15 protein-coding genes and 1 tRNA gene are annotated in these 16,194 nt (G+C 65.0%); 5 read left to right on the top strand and 11 right to left on the bottom strand.

Annotated features, from left to right (window positions below; genetic code table 11):
* Window positions 1-239 precede the first annotated feature (239 nt).
* Window positions 240-1,082 (top strand): hypothetical protein, encoded by an 843-nt coding sequence (locus ACZY08_RS22740; protein ID WP_463746866.1) that lies wholly within the window; start codon window positions 240-242, stop codon window positions 1,080-1,082.
* Between the two features lie 171 nt (window positions 1,083-1,253).
* Here the strand turns inward: ACZY08_RS22740 and ACZY08_RS22735 are convergent, their stop codons facing one another.
* From ACZY08_RS22735 to uvrB, 7 genes are all read right to left on the bottom strand, one after another.
* A complete protein-coding gene (locus ACZY08_RS22735; protein WP_463746865.1) occupies window positions 1,254-1,832 on the bottom strand; it encodes a hypothetical protein in 579 nt (192 codons plus the stop codon).
* A 241-nt stretch (window positions 1,833-2,073) separates the two neighbouring features.
* On the bottom strand, window positions 2,074-2,688 hold the full coding sequence (locus tag ACZY08_RS22730) for a DUF2510 domain-containing protein (protein ID WP_463746864.1): 615 nt from the start codon (window positions 2,686-2,688) through the stop codon (window positions 2,074-2,076).
* A gap of 321 nt (window positions 2,689-3,009) precedes the next feature.
* Complete coding sequence (locus ACZY08_RS22725; protein WP_463746926.1) at window positions 3,010-3,573, bottom strand: TIGR02391 family protein; 564 nt, start codon at window positions 3,571-3,573, stop codon at window positions 3,010-3,012.
* Window positions 3,574-4,120: 547 nt separating this feature from the next.
* A tRNA-Cys gene (locus tag ACZY08_RS22720) sits at window positions 4,121-4,191 on the bottom strand.
* Window positions 4,192-4,252: 61 nt separating this feature from the next.
* Complete coding sequence (locus ACZY08_RS22715) at window positions 4,253-5,020, bottom strand: DUF899 domain-containing protein (RefSeq protein ID WP_463746863.1); 768 nt, start codon at window positions 5,018-5,020, stop codon at window positions 4,253-4,255.
* 77 nt (window positions 5,021-5,097) lie between these two features.
* Window positions 5,098-6,489 carry an MFS transporter gene (locus tag ACZY08_RS22710; protein WP_463746862.1) on the bottom strand — a complete coding sequence of 464 codons (1,392 nt, stop codon included), beginning with the start codon at window positions 6,487-6,489 and terminating at the stop codon, window positions 5,098-5,100.
* A 44-nt stretch (window positions 6,490-6,533) separates the two neighbouring features.
* On the bottom strand, window positions 6,534-8,714 hold the full coding sequence (uvrB, locus tag ACZY08_RS22705) for an excinuclease ABC subunit UvrB (RefSeq protein ID WP_463746861.1): 2,181 nt from the start codon (window positions 8,712-8,714) through the stop codon (window positions 6,534-6,536).
* A gap of 81 nt (window positions 8,715-8,795) precedes the next feature.
* Between uvrB and ACZY08_RS22700 the strand changes: the two genes are divergently transcribed.
* Together ACZY08_RS22700 and ACZY08_RS22695 are read left to right on the top strand one after the other, a co-directional pair.
* Entirely contained in the window at window positions 8,796-9,302 is a 507-nt protein-coding gene (locus ACZY08_RS22700) for a ribonuclease FAU-1 family protein (protein ID WP_463746925.1), read from the top strand.
* Window positions 9,303-9,313: 11 nt separating this feature from the next.
* Complete coding sequence (locus ACZY08_RS22695; RefSeq protein WP_463746860.1) at window positions 9,314-9,886, top strand: hypothetical protein; 573 nt, start codon at window positions 9,314-9,316, stop codon at window positions 9,884-9,886.
* Window positions 9,887-9,889: 3 nt separating this feature from the next.
* On the opposite strand, the gene ACZY08_RS22690 is transcribed toward ACZY08_RS22695, so the two are convergent.
* The 3 genes from ACZY08_RS22690 to rpsA all read right to left on the bottom strand — a co-directional run bounded on the left by ACZY08_RS22690 (window position 9,890) and on the right by rpsA (window position 13,410).
* Window positions 9,890-10,624 (bottom strand): FadR/GntR family transcriptional regulator, encoded by a 735-nt coding sequence (locus tag ACZY08_RS22690; RefSeq protein WP_463746859.1) that lies wholly within the window; start codon window positions 10,622-10,624, stop codon window positions 9,890-9,892.
* A 107-nt stretch (window positions 10,625-10,731) separates the two neighbouring features.
* Window positions 10,732-11,895 (bottom strand): dephospho-CoA kinase, encoded by a 1,164-nt coding sequence (gene coaE, locus ACZY08_RS22685; RefSeq protein WP_463746858.1) that lies wholly within the window; start codon window positions 11,893-11,895, stop codon window positions 10,732-10,734.
* Between the two features lie 75 nt (window positions 11,896-11,970).
* Window positions 11,971-13,410, bottom strand: a complete 1,440-nt coding sequence (gene rpsA / locus ACZY08_RS22680; RefSeq protein WP_029108909.1) for a 30S ribosomal protein S1 — start codon at window positions 13,408-13,410, stop codon at window positions 11,971-11,973.
* A 226-nt stretch (window positions 13,411-13,636) separates the two neighbouring features.
* Here rpsA and ACZY08_RS22675 point away from each other — a divergent pair, with 226 nt between their 5' ends.
* Window positions 13,637-14,818 carry a PrsW family intramembrane metalloprotease gene (locus tag ACZY08_RS22675; protein ID WP_463746857.1) on the top strand — a complete coding sequence of 394 codons (1,182 nt, stop codon included), beginning with the start codon at window positions 13,637-13,639 and terminating at the stop codon, window positions 14,816-14,818.
* On the opposite strand, the gene ACZY08_RS22670 is transcribed toward ACZY08_RS22675, so the two are convergent.
* Window positions 14,815-15,198, bottom strand: a complete 384-nt coding sequence (locus ACZY08_RS22670) for a helix-turn-helix domain-containing protein (protein ID WP_463746856.1) — start codon at window positions 15,196-15,198, stop codon at window positions 14,815-14,817. The two genes, ACZY08_RS22675 and ACZY08_RS22670, sit on opposite strands and share 4 nt — an antisense overlap.
* Window positions 15,199-15,251: 53 nt before the next feature.
* On the opposite strand from ACZY08_RS22670, the gene ACZY08_RS22665 reads away from it, so the two are divergent.
* Window positions 15,252-16,193, top strand: coding sequence for an MBL fold metallo-hydrolase (locus ACZY08_RS22665; RefSeq protein WP_463746855.1), 942 nt, complete (start codon window positions 15,252-15,254; stop codon window positions 16,191-16,193).
* Window position 16,194: the final 1 nt, after the last annotated feature.

The following is a 16,194-nucleotide window of genomic DNA, read 5'->3' as shown; positions in this document are numbered from 1 at the left end:
TGCGGATCGCCAGCGGTGAGGGTGTGCCGTGGTGCGTGCACCGGCATGGATGGTGCTCCGGTGGCCGCGCTGCTGGCCTACGCCGCCACCGAAGCCCCCGCCGGCTCTAGCAGCTGCCATCGCCAACGAGCGCCGCATCGCAGCCACGCACCGCGGCGGTTGACGCGCTGACAACGCGACCGTTAATGCGCTCGGCGCGCCGACCCGAAGGTGGCGGGTACCGCTGGGAGACTCGGCGGGTGGTGCGACAACGACTCTCTCGACGAATTGCGGGCACCGCGCCCGATGGACCCTACGAGGGGGTTCCACTTCATCTTCAGCCGGGGCTCGTTCATTGGTGGAAGAAGATTGCCACAGCTGGGACCGCAGGCTACTTCGGCAATGAGCGACCGCTTCGCACGCTGATAGCTCACCTGCGCGCCAACATAAATCCCACGTGGAACGCCTCGCAGACCGGCGACGGGTTGATCACCGCAGCCACACGCGACCAAGAGCTCTTTCTGGACATGATTGACGGAACGCTCGACATCTACCGCGTAGGAAGCCAGACCGTGGACGCCCTGGCACAACTACTACGTGTGAGCGGTTCCGTCTGGGCTGTTGCCCAAGATGGCAAGTCACTAGCCCGTGTAGTGAGCGACGAAGCCACGGCCACCTTCGATGCCGCCACGTCAACGGTCGATGAGACCACGACCGAACTTCGTGAGGCATGGACTAACGCCTTCGGCCGCAACGGCGATCCATCGGACGCATGGGATCACGCGATCAAGGCCGTCGAGGCGGTGCTGATTCCAGTCGTGGTGCCGAACAAGACAAAGGCGACCCTAGGCGATGTCCTGGGCCAACTCGGCAGTCCCCAAAGCGCCGCCAGCTGGAAGATGATCTTGCCGGGGAACGATCAGTCTCACGACGTCGCACCGCTCGTCGCGATGTTGCGGCTTCTGTGGCCGAACCACGACAGGCACGGAGGCGGGCAGAAACCGAAGCGGACACCATCCCTCGAAGAGGCTCGCGCCGCCGTAACGCAGGCCGCGACAATAGTGCAGTGGCATCGCGAGGCGTGGGTCGTGGAGAAACGCTGATTGATATCTGCGTCGAGCTACCACCTTGAGACAGGATTTGTGTGCGACGACCAACGTCTTGTCGGCTATGCAGAAGGCTTCGTCGCCACCTTGGGCATCCAGAAGCCAGACATTATGGCGCTCAAGGCCTTTCCGGATTCGCGACGGCACGGTTCAGCTGGTTCCAGGTCCTCAGCAGCGCCAATAGCCGCTGACGTGAGTGCCGTTCCGTTTGGTGTAGCCGTTGACGTACGTGCAGCCAAGGTGCGGGTCGGGCAAGTTCACATCAGGCACGTTGGGTGTGTCTACCGCGGCGGGCGGCGGCGCGACCGGAGGCGGCGCCGACGCACACGTCGTCGCACCGGCTGATCGATCAACGTACAAAACCACTTTCGCCTGATCAGATGCAGGCAACTCAGTCCCCGCCAGAGGGTCGGTACGCACAATTTTCGCCAGAATTGGAGACGATGTGGTGCATTCAACGGGTACGGCATCATCGAATGTCGGCGACACCCGATACTGTCCCGCAATCTTGACCGCCTTCTCAGCCTCGAAACCCGTCATTCCAACGACATCCGGCATGACGAATCGATCCGGTTCAGCGTGTTTCATCACCGGGAACGCCACCGAGGTAGAACTCGGCGTCATTTTAGATGTTGCCGTCGTGGGTTCCGATGACCCAAAGAAGTTTGAGAGCAGGACTACTACCGCGCCTATCGCTGCGATAACCGCAACGTCTCGGGCAGATAATCCAGTCTTCTTGGGTCCCATGCCTCCCCCCTTTCCACTGGGAATACAGGGCGCTTTCACCAGACCTAAGCAACAGCCCCGAAGGGAGAACCAGCCATGCCGCAGTCCCCTCCAGTCCAGCCAGGCAAAACCCTGTAAGGCCAGCTCGGGCGGTGATGCCCCCCAGAGTCCGCTAACACGGGAAACCGCCATGCCGTCGTCACCCCCAGACCTTGCACTAGGTGCGGACAGCCCGTGTCCGGCCAGGGAAGTGCGCTACCACCTAATCAAATTGCGAGATCTCCGGAATCAGGATTGTCACCCGAGCTCGAATCATTCCGTCGTCGCTTTTGGCCCAAATCCTGGCCTCGCCAGTTGCCATAGTGCCCCGTTGTGCAATGCGCTGAAGACCATACGTGTACGACACAGCGAGCTCCGCGGCGAGATAGCCGACGTGATGTCGCCCGACCATCACAGCGACCGCATTCGGGTCGTGCTCATTCCACGGCTCGGGGACGAGGATGCAGCGGACCGAATTTAGTGTCACACCACGTTCGGTGATCGGCATACCGGCTTCTTCGAAAACCCGGCGAATATCTTTGGCACGATAAGTCTCCCCAACAACCTCGATCTGCTCATCGAGCGGATAGCGGGGCTCCTCAAGCGTCGCAGCCTCGACGATTGCGGCAAGCGGAGATGTAGTTGAACCCTTCGCCCTCTTAGTGGGCTGCCGCATCGAACTGTACGCAGCAACCAGTGCGGAATTGTGCGAGACAGAAACAGCGGCCACCGCCGACACCACAGGCTCTGGCGCGGGAATTTCCGCGTAATGATCGGTCCAGTTCGAACCATCCCACCAGCGGAGCCGACTGGCGCCTTCGGGGTCCGGGCACCACATAGGCGGAGGCAACGACGGCGGATCTTGGTAGGGCCTCACAACGCCTCCCCTGCGTTTGGATTGAAGCGAGCCGCTGCCAATGCTAAGAGCCTGGAAGAAATTTCGATGGCGGTATGCCGAACTCGATAGTGCCCTGCCTGTCTGTGCAGACGGGCCTAGGGCGTTGGGGCCTCAAACCCTTAGCCCGCTAAGCACGGTCGTCAAGATCGGACAGGTTGGCCGCTTCGGTGGCGTTGACGACCGTGGTCCAAGCTTCGCCCGCAGCCGCCGATAACCCCTCCTGAGGGGCTTCCGTGCTGGTCCGGGCACTTAACGCCCCGCTTATGCCGCGACTGTGGCGACCGTCGCGGAATCAACCCACCGCGCCAAGATGCTGTAAGCCGCGAGCTGTTCCAATGCCTCTTGTTGCGAGGTGCCCCCCTCTCCGTCGTGCATTCCGGGGTTCCTGATGGCCGCGTACAGTCCCTCCGCTAGCGCCCGCGCTCCCCGGTGCAGGTTCTGGTAAGTCCTGCCCCCATCGTCTTCGCTCAATCGGAGTCGAGGCATATTCGCCTTGGGCGGGTCCAGCGAGAACGCCTGGTTGAAGAGCTCAGTCTCAGAAATGCCGCGCCGACCAAGCTTGGCTTGAGTCTCGGTGTTGATTCGGATCGCGGCTTGCATGACAGCTTGGTGAAAATGTCCGGTGCGCCAGTACGCCGCACCGCTTTCCCATGCCCAAGCGTGTAGCCGACCCGCATCTAGTTGTGGTGCACCATCACCGAGGTGCCCGCGAATCTCATCCTCACGTTCGAGAGCCGCGCGCGCCCGCGCAACCGCATCACGAAGCGGTGCCCACCGCTGGTTTCTCGGTGGTTCAATCAAGTGTTGCTTCCAACCTGGGGTCACGCGGTCGAGGATCTGCTCAACAACGTGAGCCGTGTTGCGCAACTACCTTGTCTGGCTCGATTTGGAACATCCCCGCGCCCGCAGAGCGACGGTCGCTAGCGTACAGAAACCTGTCTATCTGCTGGATTGCCCATGTCTTGTCGAGTCCGGTCACGGCGATCAGTATCTATCTAGGGCGAACGATCTCCAGCAAGTACGGGAGGTCGCCCATGAGGATGTCCCGCTCGATGTCGGCGCCAACCTCCGCGTAAGCCGCCTGCGGACCCTGATCGTCTTCCGTGATCAGTACCCAAGCCCAATTTGTGTGCATCGCGCGGACAGTACGCCGGCGACCGCTACACGAGCCACATAAACCTCTCGAGCAGGGATATTTGCTGACTATCCGTTCGGCATGAACAGGGTACGCACCAACCAATTCGCGACCTTCGAATGCCTTCGCCAACAGTCATCAACAATAGGCATCAAAAATGCTGCCTGAACTGGCACTATCACCCTACGGATCGTCGATAGTCGGCAGTTACCAACAATCGCCAAGAACGGCAATTTGAGCGAGTGACGGGATTCGAACCCGTGTAAACGGCTTTGCAGGCCGGTTCCTAGCCACTCAGACACACCCGCGTCGATTGGTTACTGTGCCAGCCGCGCAGGTAGCCGCCCATAGTTTCGATCTCAATGATCCCTAACTGTCGGCGTCCCCCACCGGCCTGCCGACCACGGCCCCGCCCTGGGGCCAGCCGGTCGGCGAGTCCTCCCATGGCTCCTGCCGTCCGTACGGGGTGAGGTCGAGGAAGGGGTATCCCACCGCGGTGTGGTCCAGTCCGCGGGCGAAGGCGGAGTAGGTGTGGAAGACCTCGTCACCGCGGCGCAGGAAGATGCTGGCGCCCGGCCAGTCGCCCCGGAGATCTTCGTCGGCGAAGCCGGCATCATGGAGCTCGTCGACAGACATGTAGTTGTATTCGATCGGCGCCCGGGCCGGGTCGAGCGTCACGTGGAAGTCGTAGGTGAAGTCGCCATCGCGCGACGAGTACCACGGGAACGTCCAGCCGTGCGCGTCCCGGTACGCCGCGATGCTGGCATACGGTGCCCGGGAAACACAGGCGAACGTGACATCCTTGCCGTGCAACAGTTCTCGGTCCTGTGCGGTGAAGGTGAGATCAGCCGCGGCGGTGCAACTGGGACACCCCGCATCGATCGCGTCGATCCACATGAAGTGGTGGATGTAGAGCTGGCTGCGCCCCTCGAACATGTCGACGAGGCGCACGGCACCGTCCGGCCCCTCGAACGCGTAGTCCTTCTCCACCTTGACCATCGGTAGCCGGCGTCGTTGAGCGTTGACCGCGTCGCGCAGGTGCGTCACCTCGCGCTCGGCGGCCAGCAGTTTCTTGCGCGCCTGGCGCCACTCGTCCCGGGTGACGACATCTGGGTAGGCATTGAGTGTCAGCGGCATCGAATCACTCCTCGTATCGGTCGTATACGAGTGAGACTCGTGACACCGGAGAAACTCATCGCCTACGTACCCGCGGCCTATTTGACCCGCCGACCGGACCGGACCGAGGCGAAAGCCCCGAGCACGGCCAGCACCGCGAACCCGGCGAACAGCCACCGCGCTGCGGCCGCGTCCGCCGTATCGCTGAGGTTGACGACGACTCCGGCCAGCCCAGCACCGAACGCGCCGCAGATGAGCTGCACGGTGTTGATCGCCGCCGCCGCGGCGGGGCCTTCGACCGGATCGTCGACGCTGCCCATCGCCCATGCGGACAGGTGGGGCCAGGCGATACCGATACCGGCACCGGTGACCACGAGCGCGACTGCCCACACCACCACCAACCACGGCGACATCCCGTCCCGGATCAACAACGCACCGCCCGCCAATCCGACCGCCATCACGATGGGCGCGAACGCCACGGTGCGTGTGATCGTCCGCCGGTTCTGCAGCGATGCACTGACGATCTCCCCCGCGGTCCAGCCGACCGACAGCACCGCGCCGAAGAACCCCGCCACCACGGGCGTCAGGTGTCCCAACCGTTGGCCGAACAGCGGCACGTACATGTCGACCATTGTCGCCGCCATCAGCACCCCGAGACTCAGGTAGATCCACTTGAGTGGGCCCGGCCCGAATGTGCTGGGCGGCAACACCGATGCCCGTGCGCGGCGATCCACGAACAGGAACCCGGCCACGAGTGCCAGCCCGAGAACCAGCAGAGCTGCCGTGGCCCGCCAATCGTGTGGAACCCCCGCCACACTGACCGCCATGGCCGCAGCGCCCAGCAGTGCCAGCGACCGCACCGGAATTCCCGGCGCCGGGGCCGCGGCCGCGACACGGGCCGGCAGCGCGACGGGCACGAGTGCCGCCATCGCAACCGCCAGGATCACCAACACCCCGAAAGCCCACCGCCAGTGCCCGAACTGAGCGAACAGCCCGCCCGCCGCCGGTCCGATCAGCGTGCCGACACCCCACATCGCCGACACCAGTGCAGATGCCTTGGTCCACAACGTGTTCGGGAGTGCGGTATTGATGACCGCATAACCCAGGCCGGCCAGTAATCCGCCGGCGAACCCCTGCACCGTGCGCCCGACGAGCAGCACCTCCATGCTCGGGGCCAGCGCGCAACCCAGGCTTCCGGCACCGAACACCGTGAGCCCCAACAGATATGCCTGCCGTGGACCGAGCCGCATCAGCAGCGAGTGGACGGTGGTGGCCGCGATCACCGAGGCGACCAGGTACACCGTCGTCACCCAGGCGTAGAACCGCTGCCCACCGATCTCGGCCACCGCACTGGGCAGCAGGCTGATCGTCAGGAACTCGTTGGTGGCGTACAGCAGCACGCCGCCGGCCAACACGGTGGACGCCCCCAGATACCGGGTGCCCAACAATTGCCGCCAGTTCCCGGTGTCGGGCGTCACGGTATCGGTCACACCGATGACGCTAGAAGCTGAACCGCCGTTGAGGTCAACTCCGGTTATTTCAGGCCGGCCGCGTCCATTCCACGCAGCTCCTTCTTCAGGTCCTGGATCTCGTCCCGGATGCGCGCCGCCAACTCGAATTGCAGATCGCGGGCAGCCGTCATCATCTGCTCGGTCAGATCCTTGATCAGATCGGCCAATTCGGCACGCGGCATGTTGGTGGTGTCGCGGCCTTCCACGATCCCGGCGCTGACCGAACGTCCCGGCTCGCCCTGCGCGCGCCGGCCACGCGAGGCATTGCGCCCCGAACCGCCAATCGGGACGGACTCGGCGGCTTCAGTATCGTCAGCCTCGCGGTACACCTGGTCGAGGATGTCGGCGATCTTCTTGCGCAGTGGCTGCGGGTCGATCCCGTTGGCCTCGTTGTAGGCGACCTGCTTGGCACGACGGCGCTCGGTCTCGTCGATCGCGTCGCGCATCGAATCGGTGATCTTGTCCGCGTACATGTGCACTTCGCCGGACACATTGCGCGCCGCGCGGCCGATGGTCTGGATCAGGCTGCGGGTAGAGCGCAGGAAGCCCTCCTTGTCGGCGTCCAGGATCGCGACCAGCGACACCTCGGGAAGGTCCAGACCCTCGCGCAACAGGTTGATGCCCACCAGCACGTCGTACTCCCCCAGCCGAAGCTGGCGCAGCAGCTCGACGCGCCGCAACGTGTCGACCTCCGAGTGCAGATACCGGACCTTGATGCCGAGCTCCAGCAGATAGTCGGTGAGATCCTCGGCCATCTTCTTCGTCAGCGTGGTGACCAGCACCCGCTCGTCGCGCTCGGTGCGCGTGCGGATCTCTCCGATCAGATCGTCGATCTGCCCCTTCGTCGGCTTCACCACCACCTGCGGATCGACCAGCCCGGTCGGGCGGATCACCTGCTCGACGAACTCGCCGCCGGCCTGACTGATCTCATAGGCACCCGGCGTCGCCGACAGGTACACCGTCTGCCCGATCCGGTCGGCGAATTCCTCCCAGGTCAGCGGCCGGTTGTCGACCGCAGAGGGCAGCCGGAAGCCGAAATCGACCAGGTTGCGCTTGCGCGACATGTCGCCCTCATACATGCCGCCGATCTGCGGCACGGTGACGTGGGATTCGTCGATCACCAGAAGGAAATCTTCCGGGAAGTAGTCGATCAGTGTCGCGGGCGCGGTACCGGGACCGCGGCCGTCGATGTGGCGCGAGTAGTTCTCGATGCCCGAGCAGAACCCGACCTGCTTCATCATCTCGACGTCGTAATTGGTCCGCATCCGCAATCGCTGCGCCTCCAGCAGCTTGCCCTGGCCCTCCAGCTCGGCAAGCCGCGCCTCGAGTTCGGTTTCGATGCTCGAGATGGCGTGCGCCATGCGCTCGGGACCGGCCACATAATGGGTGGCCGGGAAGATCCGCACCGAGTCGACCTGGCGCACCACGTCACCGGTCAACGGATGCAAGTAGTACAGCGCCTCCACCTCGTCGCCGAAGAACTCGATGCGAATGGCCAGCTCTTCATAGGACGGGATGATCTCCACCGTGTCGCCGCGCACCCGGAACGAACCGCGGGTGAACGCCATGTCGTTGCGGTTGTACTGGACGTCGACCAGCAACCGCAGCAGCCCGTCACGCGGCACCTCCTGGCCGACCTCCAGCTCGACCGAGCGGTCCAGATAGGACTGCGGCGTGCCCAGACCGTAGATGCAGGAGACCGACGCCACCACCACCACATCGCGCCGGGACAGCAGACTAGAGGTCGCCGAATGCCGCAACCGCTCGACATCGTCATTGATCGAGCTGTCCTTCTCGATGTACGTATCGGTCTGCGCGATGTAGGCCTCGGGCTGGTAATAGTCGTAATACGAGACGAAGTACTCGACGGCGTTGTGCGGCAACATCTCCCGCAGCTCATTGGCGAGCTGGGCGGCCAGCGTCTTGTTCGGCGCCATCACCAGGGTGGGCCGCTGCAACCGCTCGATCAGCCACGCCGTGGTGGCCGACTTTCCGGTACCGGTCGCGCCGAGCAGCACGACATCACGTTCGCCGGCCTTGATCCGACGTTCGAGCTCCTCGATGGCGGCCGGCTGATCACCGGCGGGCTCATACTCGCTGACCACCTCGAACTTGGCGCCGGCCCGGACGAGGCCTTCTACGGCATCGACGGCAGATCGGTACTCCGAATGCGCAAGCACAGGATGTTCGGTCGCGAAGGCCATGCTCACCAGCGTAGAACGGTGCACCGACAACTTCCGATCGGTGCTGTTTCCGCGGCCCCATCCCCGCGTTAGGCTGAGCCCATCCACGCACCCAAGCACGAGACATTTGACCTGGTGGCCCGCACGAACACCGATCCAAAGGGCATCGTGCGGGCCGTCGACGTCTACACCGTCGAGCCCTGGGGGCTGTACATGGCGCGACCGACACCCGGCCGGGCCCAGTTCCATTACCTGGAATCGTGGTTGCTGCCTGCGCTCGGACTGCGGGCCAGCGTGTTCCATTTCAGCCCCGGACACGAACGTGACCAGGACTTCTACCTCGACATCGGCAGCTATACCGCCGGCCCGACGGCCTGGTATGCCGAGGACCACTACCTGGACCTGGTGATCCGCACCGGCCGCGGCGTCGAATTGTGCGACGTCGACGAGCTGCTCACCGCGGTCCGCCACGGGCTGCTGAGTCCGGAGGTCGGCGAGCAGGCGGTGCAAACCGCGGCCACCGCGATCGAGGGCCTGGCGAGCTGCGGATACCACCTGGATCAGTGGCTGTCCGGCAACGGAATGGCCCTCACGTGGCGGGAAGCGTAAGGTCGGGATTCATGAGCTCAGCTAAGTACGCCTGGGGAGCCCTCCCCGCGCTGGCCGGACTGCTCACCGGCGCGCTGTTGATTCCCGCTGTGGCACAGGCCGATCCGGAGGCGCCGCCTCAGGTGGAACCGCTGCCCGACCAGCAGCTGCACAACGTCACTTACCGCGCCCGGATCGACGGCGTGTCACGCAACGCGACCATCGCCTACAAGATCGACGACGACAACGTCAACACCGCCGACCCGTCGATGCTGCCGGGTCGGATCTTCGAAGCGACCGGTGTGGTGACCAATCCGGAGACCGCAGGAATGGCCGTCCGCATCGACTGGCCGTACTCGGCGAATCTGCACTGCGAGATCCTCGTGGACGACCAGGTCATCGCCCAGGCCGACACCTTCGTCGGCCCGCGATTGACCCGACCCAAGGATGACCCGAGCTACGGCAGCCTGCCCTGTGGCGCCCCGCTGAGCACCCCGATGCCGGGCACCGCCGTCGACACCACGCCGGTGGGCACCGATACCGCGCTCCCGCCACCGGTCGACCCCTCAGCACCGCCCGTCGAACCTGAGCCACCGGCCGCGTAGCCTTCAGCGCTTCAGCCAGGACTCGACCGTGTGCCGCGTGTCGTTGATGTGGGCCGCCATCAGCGCGGCAGCCAGCTCCGGATCACGGTTCGCGATCGCTTCGAGGATCGACTCGTGGTAGTCGTTGGCGTTGGGCTCCAGGCGTCCGAAGATCGCACCGACCGGTAGCCACATCCTCCGGCGGGCGTCGGCCACTGACTCCAGCAACCGATCGTTCTGCGTAGCCTGGGCGATGCCGAGGTGAAATGCGGAGTCGAGGGTCTGGAAATCCGTGGTGTGCTGAGCTGACTGGTCGTTCATCCCGGTCTGCAGCGCGGCTTCCATACCTTTGAGCAGCTTGCGCAGTTCTCTCACATCGCTGACCCGGCGTCGCTCGGCCGCCAGCCGGGTGGCCCCCGTCTCGACGATGACGCGGTAGTCGAAGGCATCGCGGATCGCGCGCTTGTTGTGGCGCAACTCCCGGCGCATCTGAGCCGGGTCGTACCGTGGCGCCTGGACGGTGAACCCGCCACCGCGGCCGCGCCGCACGGTGATCAGCCCCTGCTTTTCGAGGACGGCCACCGCGGCACGCACCGTGGTGCGAGAGACGTCGAGCATGTCGGAGAGCTCGCGTTCGGTGGGCAGCCGGTCACCTGGTCGGAACTGGCCGAGCTCCAGGGCTCGCCGCATCTGGTCGACGACCAGCTCATGGGCGGCGATCTGGCGGACCGGAACCAAGGCCGGCTTCAACGTTGACATGTTCGTCCCCCCTTTGGACGCCCCAAACGCTACCGCACAGCCGAAACCAGCTGTCCGGACACTTGACTGTTGTGCTCTTGATCGCGAAACTGCTGCGGCCCAATGATTTAAGGCTGCCAGCCCGTCGATTCCGCCCATTCCCGGGCACGCCGGTAGGCGTCCAGGAACCATGGTTCTTTGGCCACCGCGTAGTCGGGCGTGGCCAGTGCGGCACGCTTGGCCGCCAGGTAATCGGCGCGCACTCCCGGGTTGGCCCGCAGCCAGTCGACGAACATCAGAGCGAAACGCTGGTTGGGCCAACCGTTCACGCGGATGTGCACGTTGGTGGGCCGACCCGGATCCGCCGACGCGTGGAAACGCTTGCGCCACACCGTGGGATCGTCATCGTGCGGGGTATCGGCCGTGATGTCCGGCACCACGGGATAGCCGGCCGTCAACAGTGCCTCGGCGAGCTCGTCGGCGACGGCCAATGACTCCACCGTCACCTGCACATCGATGACATCCTTGGCATCCATCCCCGGCACAGCGGTCGAACCGATGTGGTCGATGCGCACGGCGCGGTGTCCGCATGCTGTGTTCAGCCGGGCCACGATCCGCCGGGCCTGGTCCGGCCAGGTCGGGTCGTAGGGCACCACGACAGGGTCACGGCGCGCCGGCTGCCGGATGTTGAGGTTGTGCGCGAACGGCAGGATCCGCTCGTGCCACAGTGCGCGGGCCTGTTCGACGACGGCGCCGGGGCTACCCGAGTTGTCCAGCCAGACATCGGCTACGGCGCGACGCTGCTCCTCGGTGGCCTGTGCGGCGATGCGGGCCCGGGCGTCCGCCTCGGTGAAGCCGCGGTATTCGATGAGTCGCTTGACGCGCAATTCCGGGTCGGCGTTGACGATGATGACCAACGGGAACATCGGCGCCATCTGGGATTCCACCAGCAGCGGGATGTCTTCGACGATCACGGCATCTTCGTGCGCCGCCGAGATGAGCTCCGACCGGCGGTGCGCCACCAGCGGATGCACGATGCCGTTCAAGGTGGTGCGCTTCTCGTCGTCACTGAAGGCGATCGCGGCCAGCGCGGGACGGTTCAGCGCACCCTCGGGCAGCAGGATCCCCCGCCCGAACGCGTCGACCAACTTGGCCAGCCCCTCGGTGCCGGGCTCCACCACCTCCCGGGCGATGACATCGCCGTCGACGATGATGCCGCCGAGATCGCTGAATGTGGCCGACACTGTTGACTTTCCGGCGCCGATACCGCCGGTTAACCCGATGCGAAGCACGCCCAACAGTCTGGCAGGCACCAGAAACGACGAACGCCCCGACCCAATGGGCCGGGGCGTTCGTTGTGTTACTTCTTAGGCGTTGCCTGCGAGCTTCTCACGCAGAGCAGCCAGCTGTGCATCGCTGGCCAGCGTGCCACCGGTGGACTCCTCCGACCGCGAGGAACCGTTGGACACCGGACGGGCAGCTTCCTCGGCCTCGGCCGCGGCGAACTTCTCCATCTGCGTGGTGTGCATCTTGTGCCGGCGCTCGGCCTCGGCGTAGCGGGCCTCCCACTCCTCCCGCTGCTTGTCGAAGCCTTCGAGCCATTCGTTGGTCTCGGCGTCGAAGCCCTCGGGGAAGATGTAGTTGCCCTGCTCGTCGTAGCTGTCGGCCATGCCGTACTTCGACGGGTCGAACTCCTCGGTGTAGTCCTCGTTGGCCTGCTTGAGGCTCAGCGAGATCCGGCGACGCTCCAGGTCGATGTCGATGACCTTGACCATCGCGTCGTCGCCGACGGTGACAACCTGGTCCGGGACCTCCACGTGGCGCTCGGACAGCTCCGAGATGTGCACCAGACCCTCGATGCCCTCTTCGACGCGGACGAACGCACCGAACGGCACCAGCTTGGTGACCTTGCCCGGCACGATCTGGCCGATCGCGTGGGTGCGGGCGAAGTGGCGCCACGGATCTTCCTGAGTCGCCTTGAGCGACAGCGAAACCCGCTCGCGATCCATGTCGACGTCGAGCACCTCGACGGTGACCTCGTCGCCCACCTGAACCACCTCGGACGGGTGATCGATGTGCTTCCAGGACAGCTCGGAGACGTGCACCAGACCGTCGACACCGCCGAGATCGACGAACGCGCCGAAGTTGACGATCGAGGAGACGACACCCTTGCGGATGGCGCCCTTCTGGAGCTGGTTGAGGAACTCGCTGCGCACCTCGGACTGGGTCTGCTCCAGCCAGGCGCGGCGGCTCAGCACCACGTTGTTGCGGTTCTTGTCCAGCTCGATGATCTTGGCCTCGATCTCCTTGCCGATGTACGGCTGCAGATCGCGGACACGACGCATCTCGACCAGCGATGCGGGCAGGAAGCCGCGCAGGCCGATGTCGAGGATCAGGCCGCCCTTGACGACCTCGATGACGGTGCCCTTGACGGCCTCGTCCTTCTCCTTGAGCTCCTCGATCGTGCCCCAGGCGCGCTCGTACTGAGCACGCTTCTTGGACAGGATCAAACGGCCTTCCTTGTCCTCCTTGGTGAGAACGAGGGCCTCGACCTCATCGCCCACGGAAACGACCTCGTTGGGGTCGACGTCGTGCTTGATGGAGAGTTCACGGGAAGGAATGACACCTTCGGTCTTGTAACCGATGTCGAGCAGAACCTCGTCACGGTCAACCTTGACGATGGTCCCCTCGACGATGTCGCCATCGTTGAAGTACTTGATGGTCTTGTCGATCGCGGCGAGAAAGTCCTCGGCCGAGCCAATGTCGTTGATGGCTACTTGCGGCGAGGTGATGGAGGGACTTGGCATGTGGTGGGTTGCTCCGGACAGGTTTACTCGTAGGGACAGTAATGTTGCGGTATTGCGTTCGTGCCGATCCGTGACGGTCTAGCTGCGTGCACAGATACGTAACGAGGGTACTAGACCAGGCACACGCAGGACAAACCGCCTACCCTGACGGCGGCTCACGGGGCCTGTAGGACCCTCGCCCGAACTTGTGCCGGGAACGCAACCTGCCCACCGCTACGCTTCGCAGGTGGCGTACTCCCCGACCCCCGGCCCCGTCCATCGGCCGTGGTTTCCGATCACCGCACCCATGCCCAGGCCGGTCCGGAAGGTCGGGGCCCCGCTGGCCGCGATCATCGCCTGCGGCGTCGTCATCGGTGCGCTGGTACTGCTCTTCACCGCACTCAACCCGGCCGGCGCGATCATCGGCTTCACGCTGTCCAGCATCGTGATGACCGGGGCGGTGTTCGCCTACCTGTGGCTGGATCGCTGGGAGCCCGAACCGCCCCGGTTGTTGCTGTTGGCGTTCGGTTGGGGCGCCGCGGTCGCCGTCGTGCTCTCCCTGATCCTGGGCCTGTTCGCCGATGCGCTACTGGCGACACCCGGTGTCGACTCGTCCCACAGCTTCGCCTCCGTGGCGATCCGGGCGCCGTTCATCGAAGAGGCCGCCAAGGGCCTGTTCCTGCTGGTCATGATGACCGGCAAGCGCCGCAACGAGCTCAACTCGCTCACCGATTGCCTGGTCTACGCCGGCCTCGTCGGTCTCGGGTTCGCCTGGCTGGAAGACATCATGTACATCTCCAGCGCGGATTCGCTGGGAGGATCCCTGCTCACCGCGGCGATGCGACTGATCATGGCGCCGTTCGCCCACTCACTGTTCACCACGATGACCGCGATCGGGGTGTACTTCGCACTGCAGCGGCGCAGCGGCATCGCCAAGGCGCTGTGCATCCTGGCCGGCTACCTCGGTGCGGTGCTCATGCACGGGTTGTGGAACGGGTCGTCGCTGCTCGGCGCCGGAACCTACTTCATCGTCTACATCGTCTGGATGGTGCCGATCTTCATCATCATGATCGTGGTCGCCGTCACCAGCCGTCGCCGCGAACAGCGCGTGGTGGCCGAGAAGTTGCCGGGAATGGTCGCCGCCGGGCTCATCACCCCCAACGAGGCCACCTGGCTCGGAGCGTTGAAGACCCGCCACGGCGCCATCCAGCAGGCGACGATGGCCGGCGGCCGCCCCGCGGGCAAGGCCGTCGCGGCGTTCTCCGCCGCCGTCGTCGAACTGGCTTTCGTCCGGGACCGCATCGACCGTGGTTTCGGCGACGCGCAGGTGTACGCGCTACAGCAGGAAGAGGTGTACTCGGTGACCGCTGCCCGCTCGGCCGCACCGATCCTGCAGTGGCTCGCCAACTACCAGGCGCCGATCGGCTAGCGCGCCGATTGCGCCAACGCCGCACAGTCGGGGCACTCCGAGACCATCGGATGCACGCAGGTGACGACGTGGGAAAGAAACTGCTCGGCGCGCTGCAGCCGGGAGATGTCCGCCCTGATCCGCCGCAGCGTGGTGGTGATCATGTCGATTCGGACATCGCGATCGGCGAGGCGCAGATCGCGGATCTCCGCCAGAGCCAACCCGGCCTGCTGGCACAACCGCACCAGCCGCGCCCTGGTGATCAGTTCGTCGTCATATCGCCGGTGCCCCGCGGCGCTCCGCAACGGGACGAGCACTCCAACGTCTTCCCAGTGCCGCAGCACGTGGGATTCGACACCGACCGCCGCTGCGGCCACCCCCACCGGATATTTCTCACCCATGTCGGTCCACGCCCCTTGACTTCAGGTCGACCTGAAGTTCTAGCTTCGCATACGTGACTACCACTGCCGTCAAAACTCCGGTTCGACAGCCGAGCCTGTGGGCCTGCTGCTCGGCGTTCGCCCATGCGCCGGCCGGGCTCATCCGCCCCCGTCGTCCGGACCGAAGCCTGCTCAACCAGTTGAAGAATGCGGGCCTGCCGTCCACAGACGAGACCGTCACCTTCCGCACGCTGCGTCAAGTGCCGAAATGGGTCCCCACTGCGGCCATCGTCGAGGGAACCCGCGCACCGCGGCGCATTCCCATCGCCATGACCGCGTTCATCGTGGAGCATCCGCGCGCCCGCTTCGTGGTGGATCCAGGCATGTGCGCCGATGTAGGCGTCCGAGTGCTCAGCCAGTTACCCGCCGTGCTGCGTCCAGCCGTCGTTCCTCCGCCGGACGCGGTCACCACCGCAGCGGCGCTGGCCGAGGAACTCGGCCAGGATCACGTCGACTTCGCGCTGCCGACCCACCTGCACTGGGACCACATCTGCGGGCTTCTCGACCTGCCCACCATGCCTGTGCACGTTCATCACCCCGAGCTTGAGTGGGCCACCCGCGATCCGGTCGCACCGATCGGCGGCGTGCGGGACTCGCTCCAGAACCGAACCATCACCACATTCACACTCGACGGCCCGCCGGTGCTGACGTTCGAACGCAGCCACGACCTTTTCGGTGACGGCGCGGTGCAACTGGTCGACCTCGCCGGCCACACTCCCGGCAGCATCGGGCTCTTGCTCAACACCGCCGGTGGAAGGGTACTGCTGGCCGGCGACGCCGCCTGGCATGACCTCGCCGTGGAACACATCCGGCAGAAGCCCAGTTACCCAGGAGCTTTCGCCGACGAGGATCGCGACCAGTGCTTCCGCACCCTGCACCGGTTGCACGCGGTGAGAGACCAGGTCCGGATTGTCCCGACGCACGACCACGCCGCTGCGACGTCCTTGCGCGGTTAGT

This window comes from Mycobacterium sp. IDUB_9, assembly GCF_055419505.1.
The sequence above is the reverse complement of the archived record's forward strand: the minus strand, read 5'-3'. Positions and strand labels throughout refer to the sequence as shown.

What these genes read in the sequence shown, in the direction of transcription:
- ACZY08_RS22735 (WP_463746865.1), bottom strand. Translation starts at nt 1,832, where the DNA reads ATGGGACCCAAGAAGACTGGATTATCTGCCCGAGACGTTGCGGTTATC.
- ACZY08_RS22730 (WP_463746864.1), bottom strand. Translation starts at nt 2,688, where the DNA reads ATGTGGTGCCCGGACCCCGAAGGCGCCAGTCGGCTCCGCTGGTGGGAT.
- ACZY08_RS22715 (WP_463746863.1), bottom strand. Translation starts at nt 5,020, where the DNA reads ATGCCGCTGACACTCAATGCCTACCCAGATGTCGTCACCCGGGACGAG.
- uvrB (WP_463746861.1), bottom strand. Translation starts at nt 8,714, where the DNA reads ATGGCCTTCGCGACCGAACATCCTGTGCTTGCGCATTCGGAGTACCGA.
- ACZY08_RS22695 (WP_463746860.1), top strand. Translation starts at nt 9,314, where the DNA reads ATGAGCTCAGCTAAGTACGCCTGGGGAGCCCTCCCCGCGCTGGCCGGA.
- ACZY08_RS22690 (WP_463746859.1), bottom strand. Translation starts at nt 10,624, where the DNA reads ATGTCAACGTTGAAGCCGGCCTTGGTTCCGGTCCGCCAGATCGCCGCC.
- rpsA (WP_029108909.1), bottom strand. Translation starts at nt 13,410, where the DNA reads ATGCCAAGTCCCTCCATCACCTCGCCGCAAGTAGCCATCAACGACATT.
- ACZY08_RS22670 (WP_463746856.1), bottom strand. Translation starts at nt 15,198, where the DNA reads ATGGGTGAGAAATATCCGGTGGGGGTGGCCGCAGCGGCGGTCGGTGTC.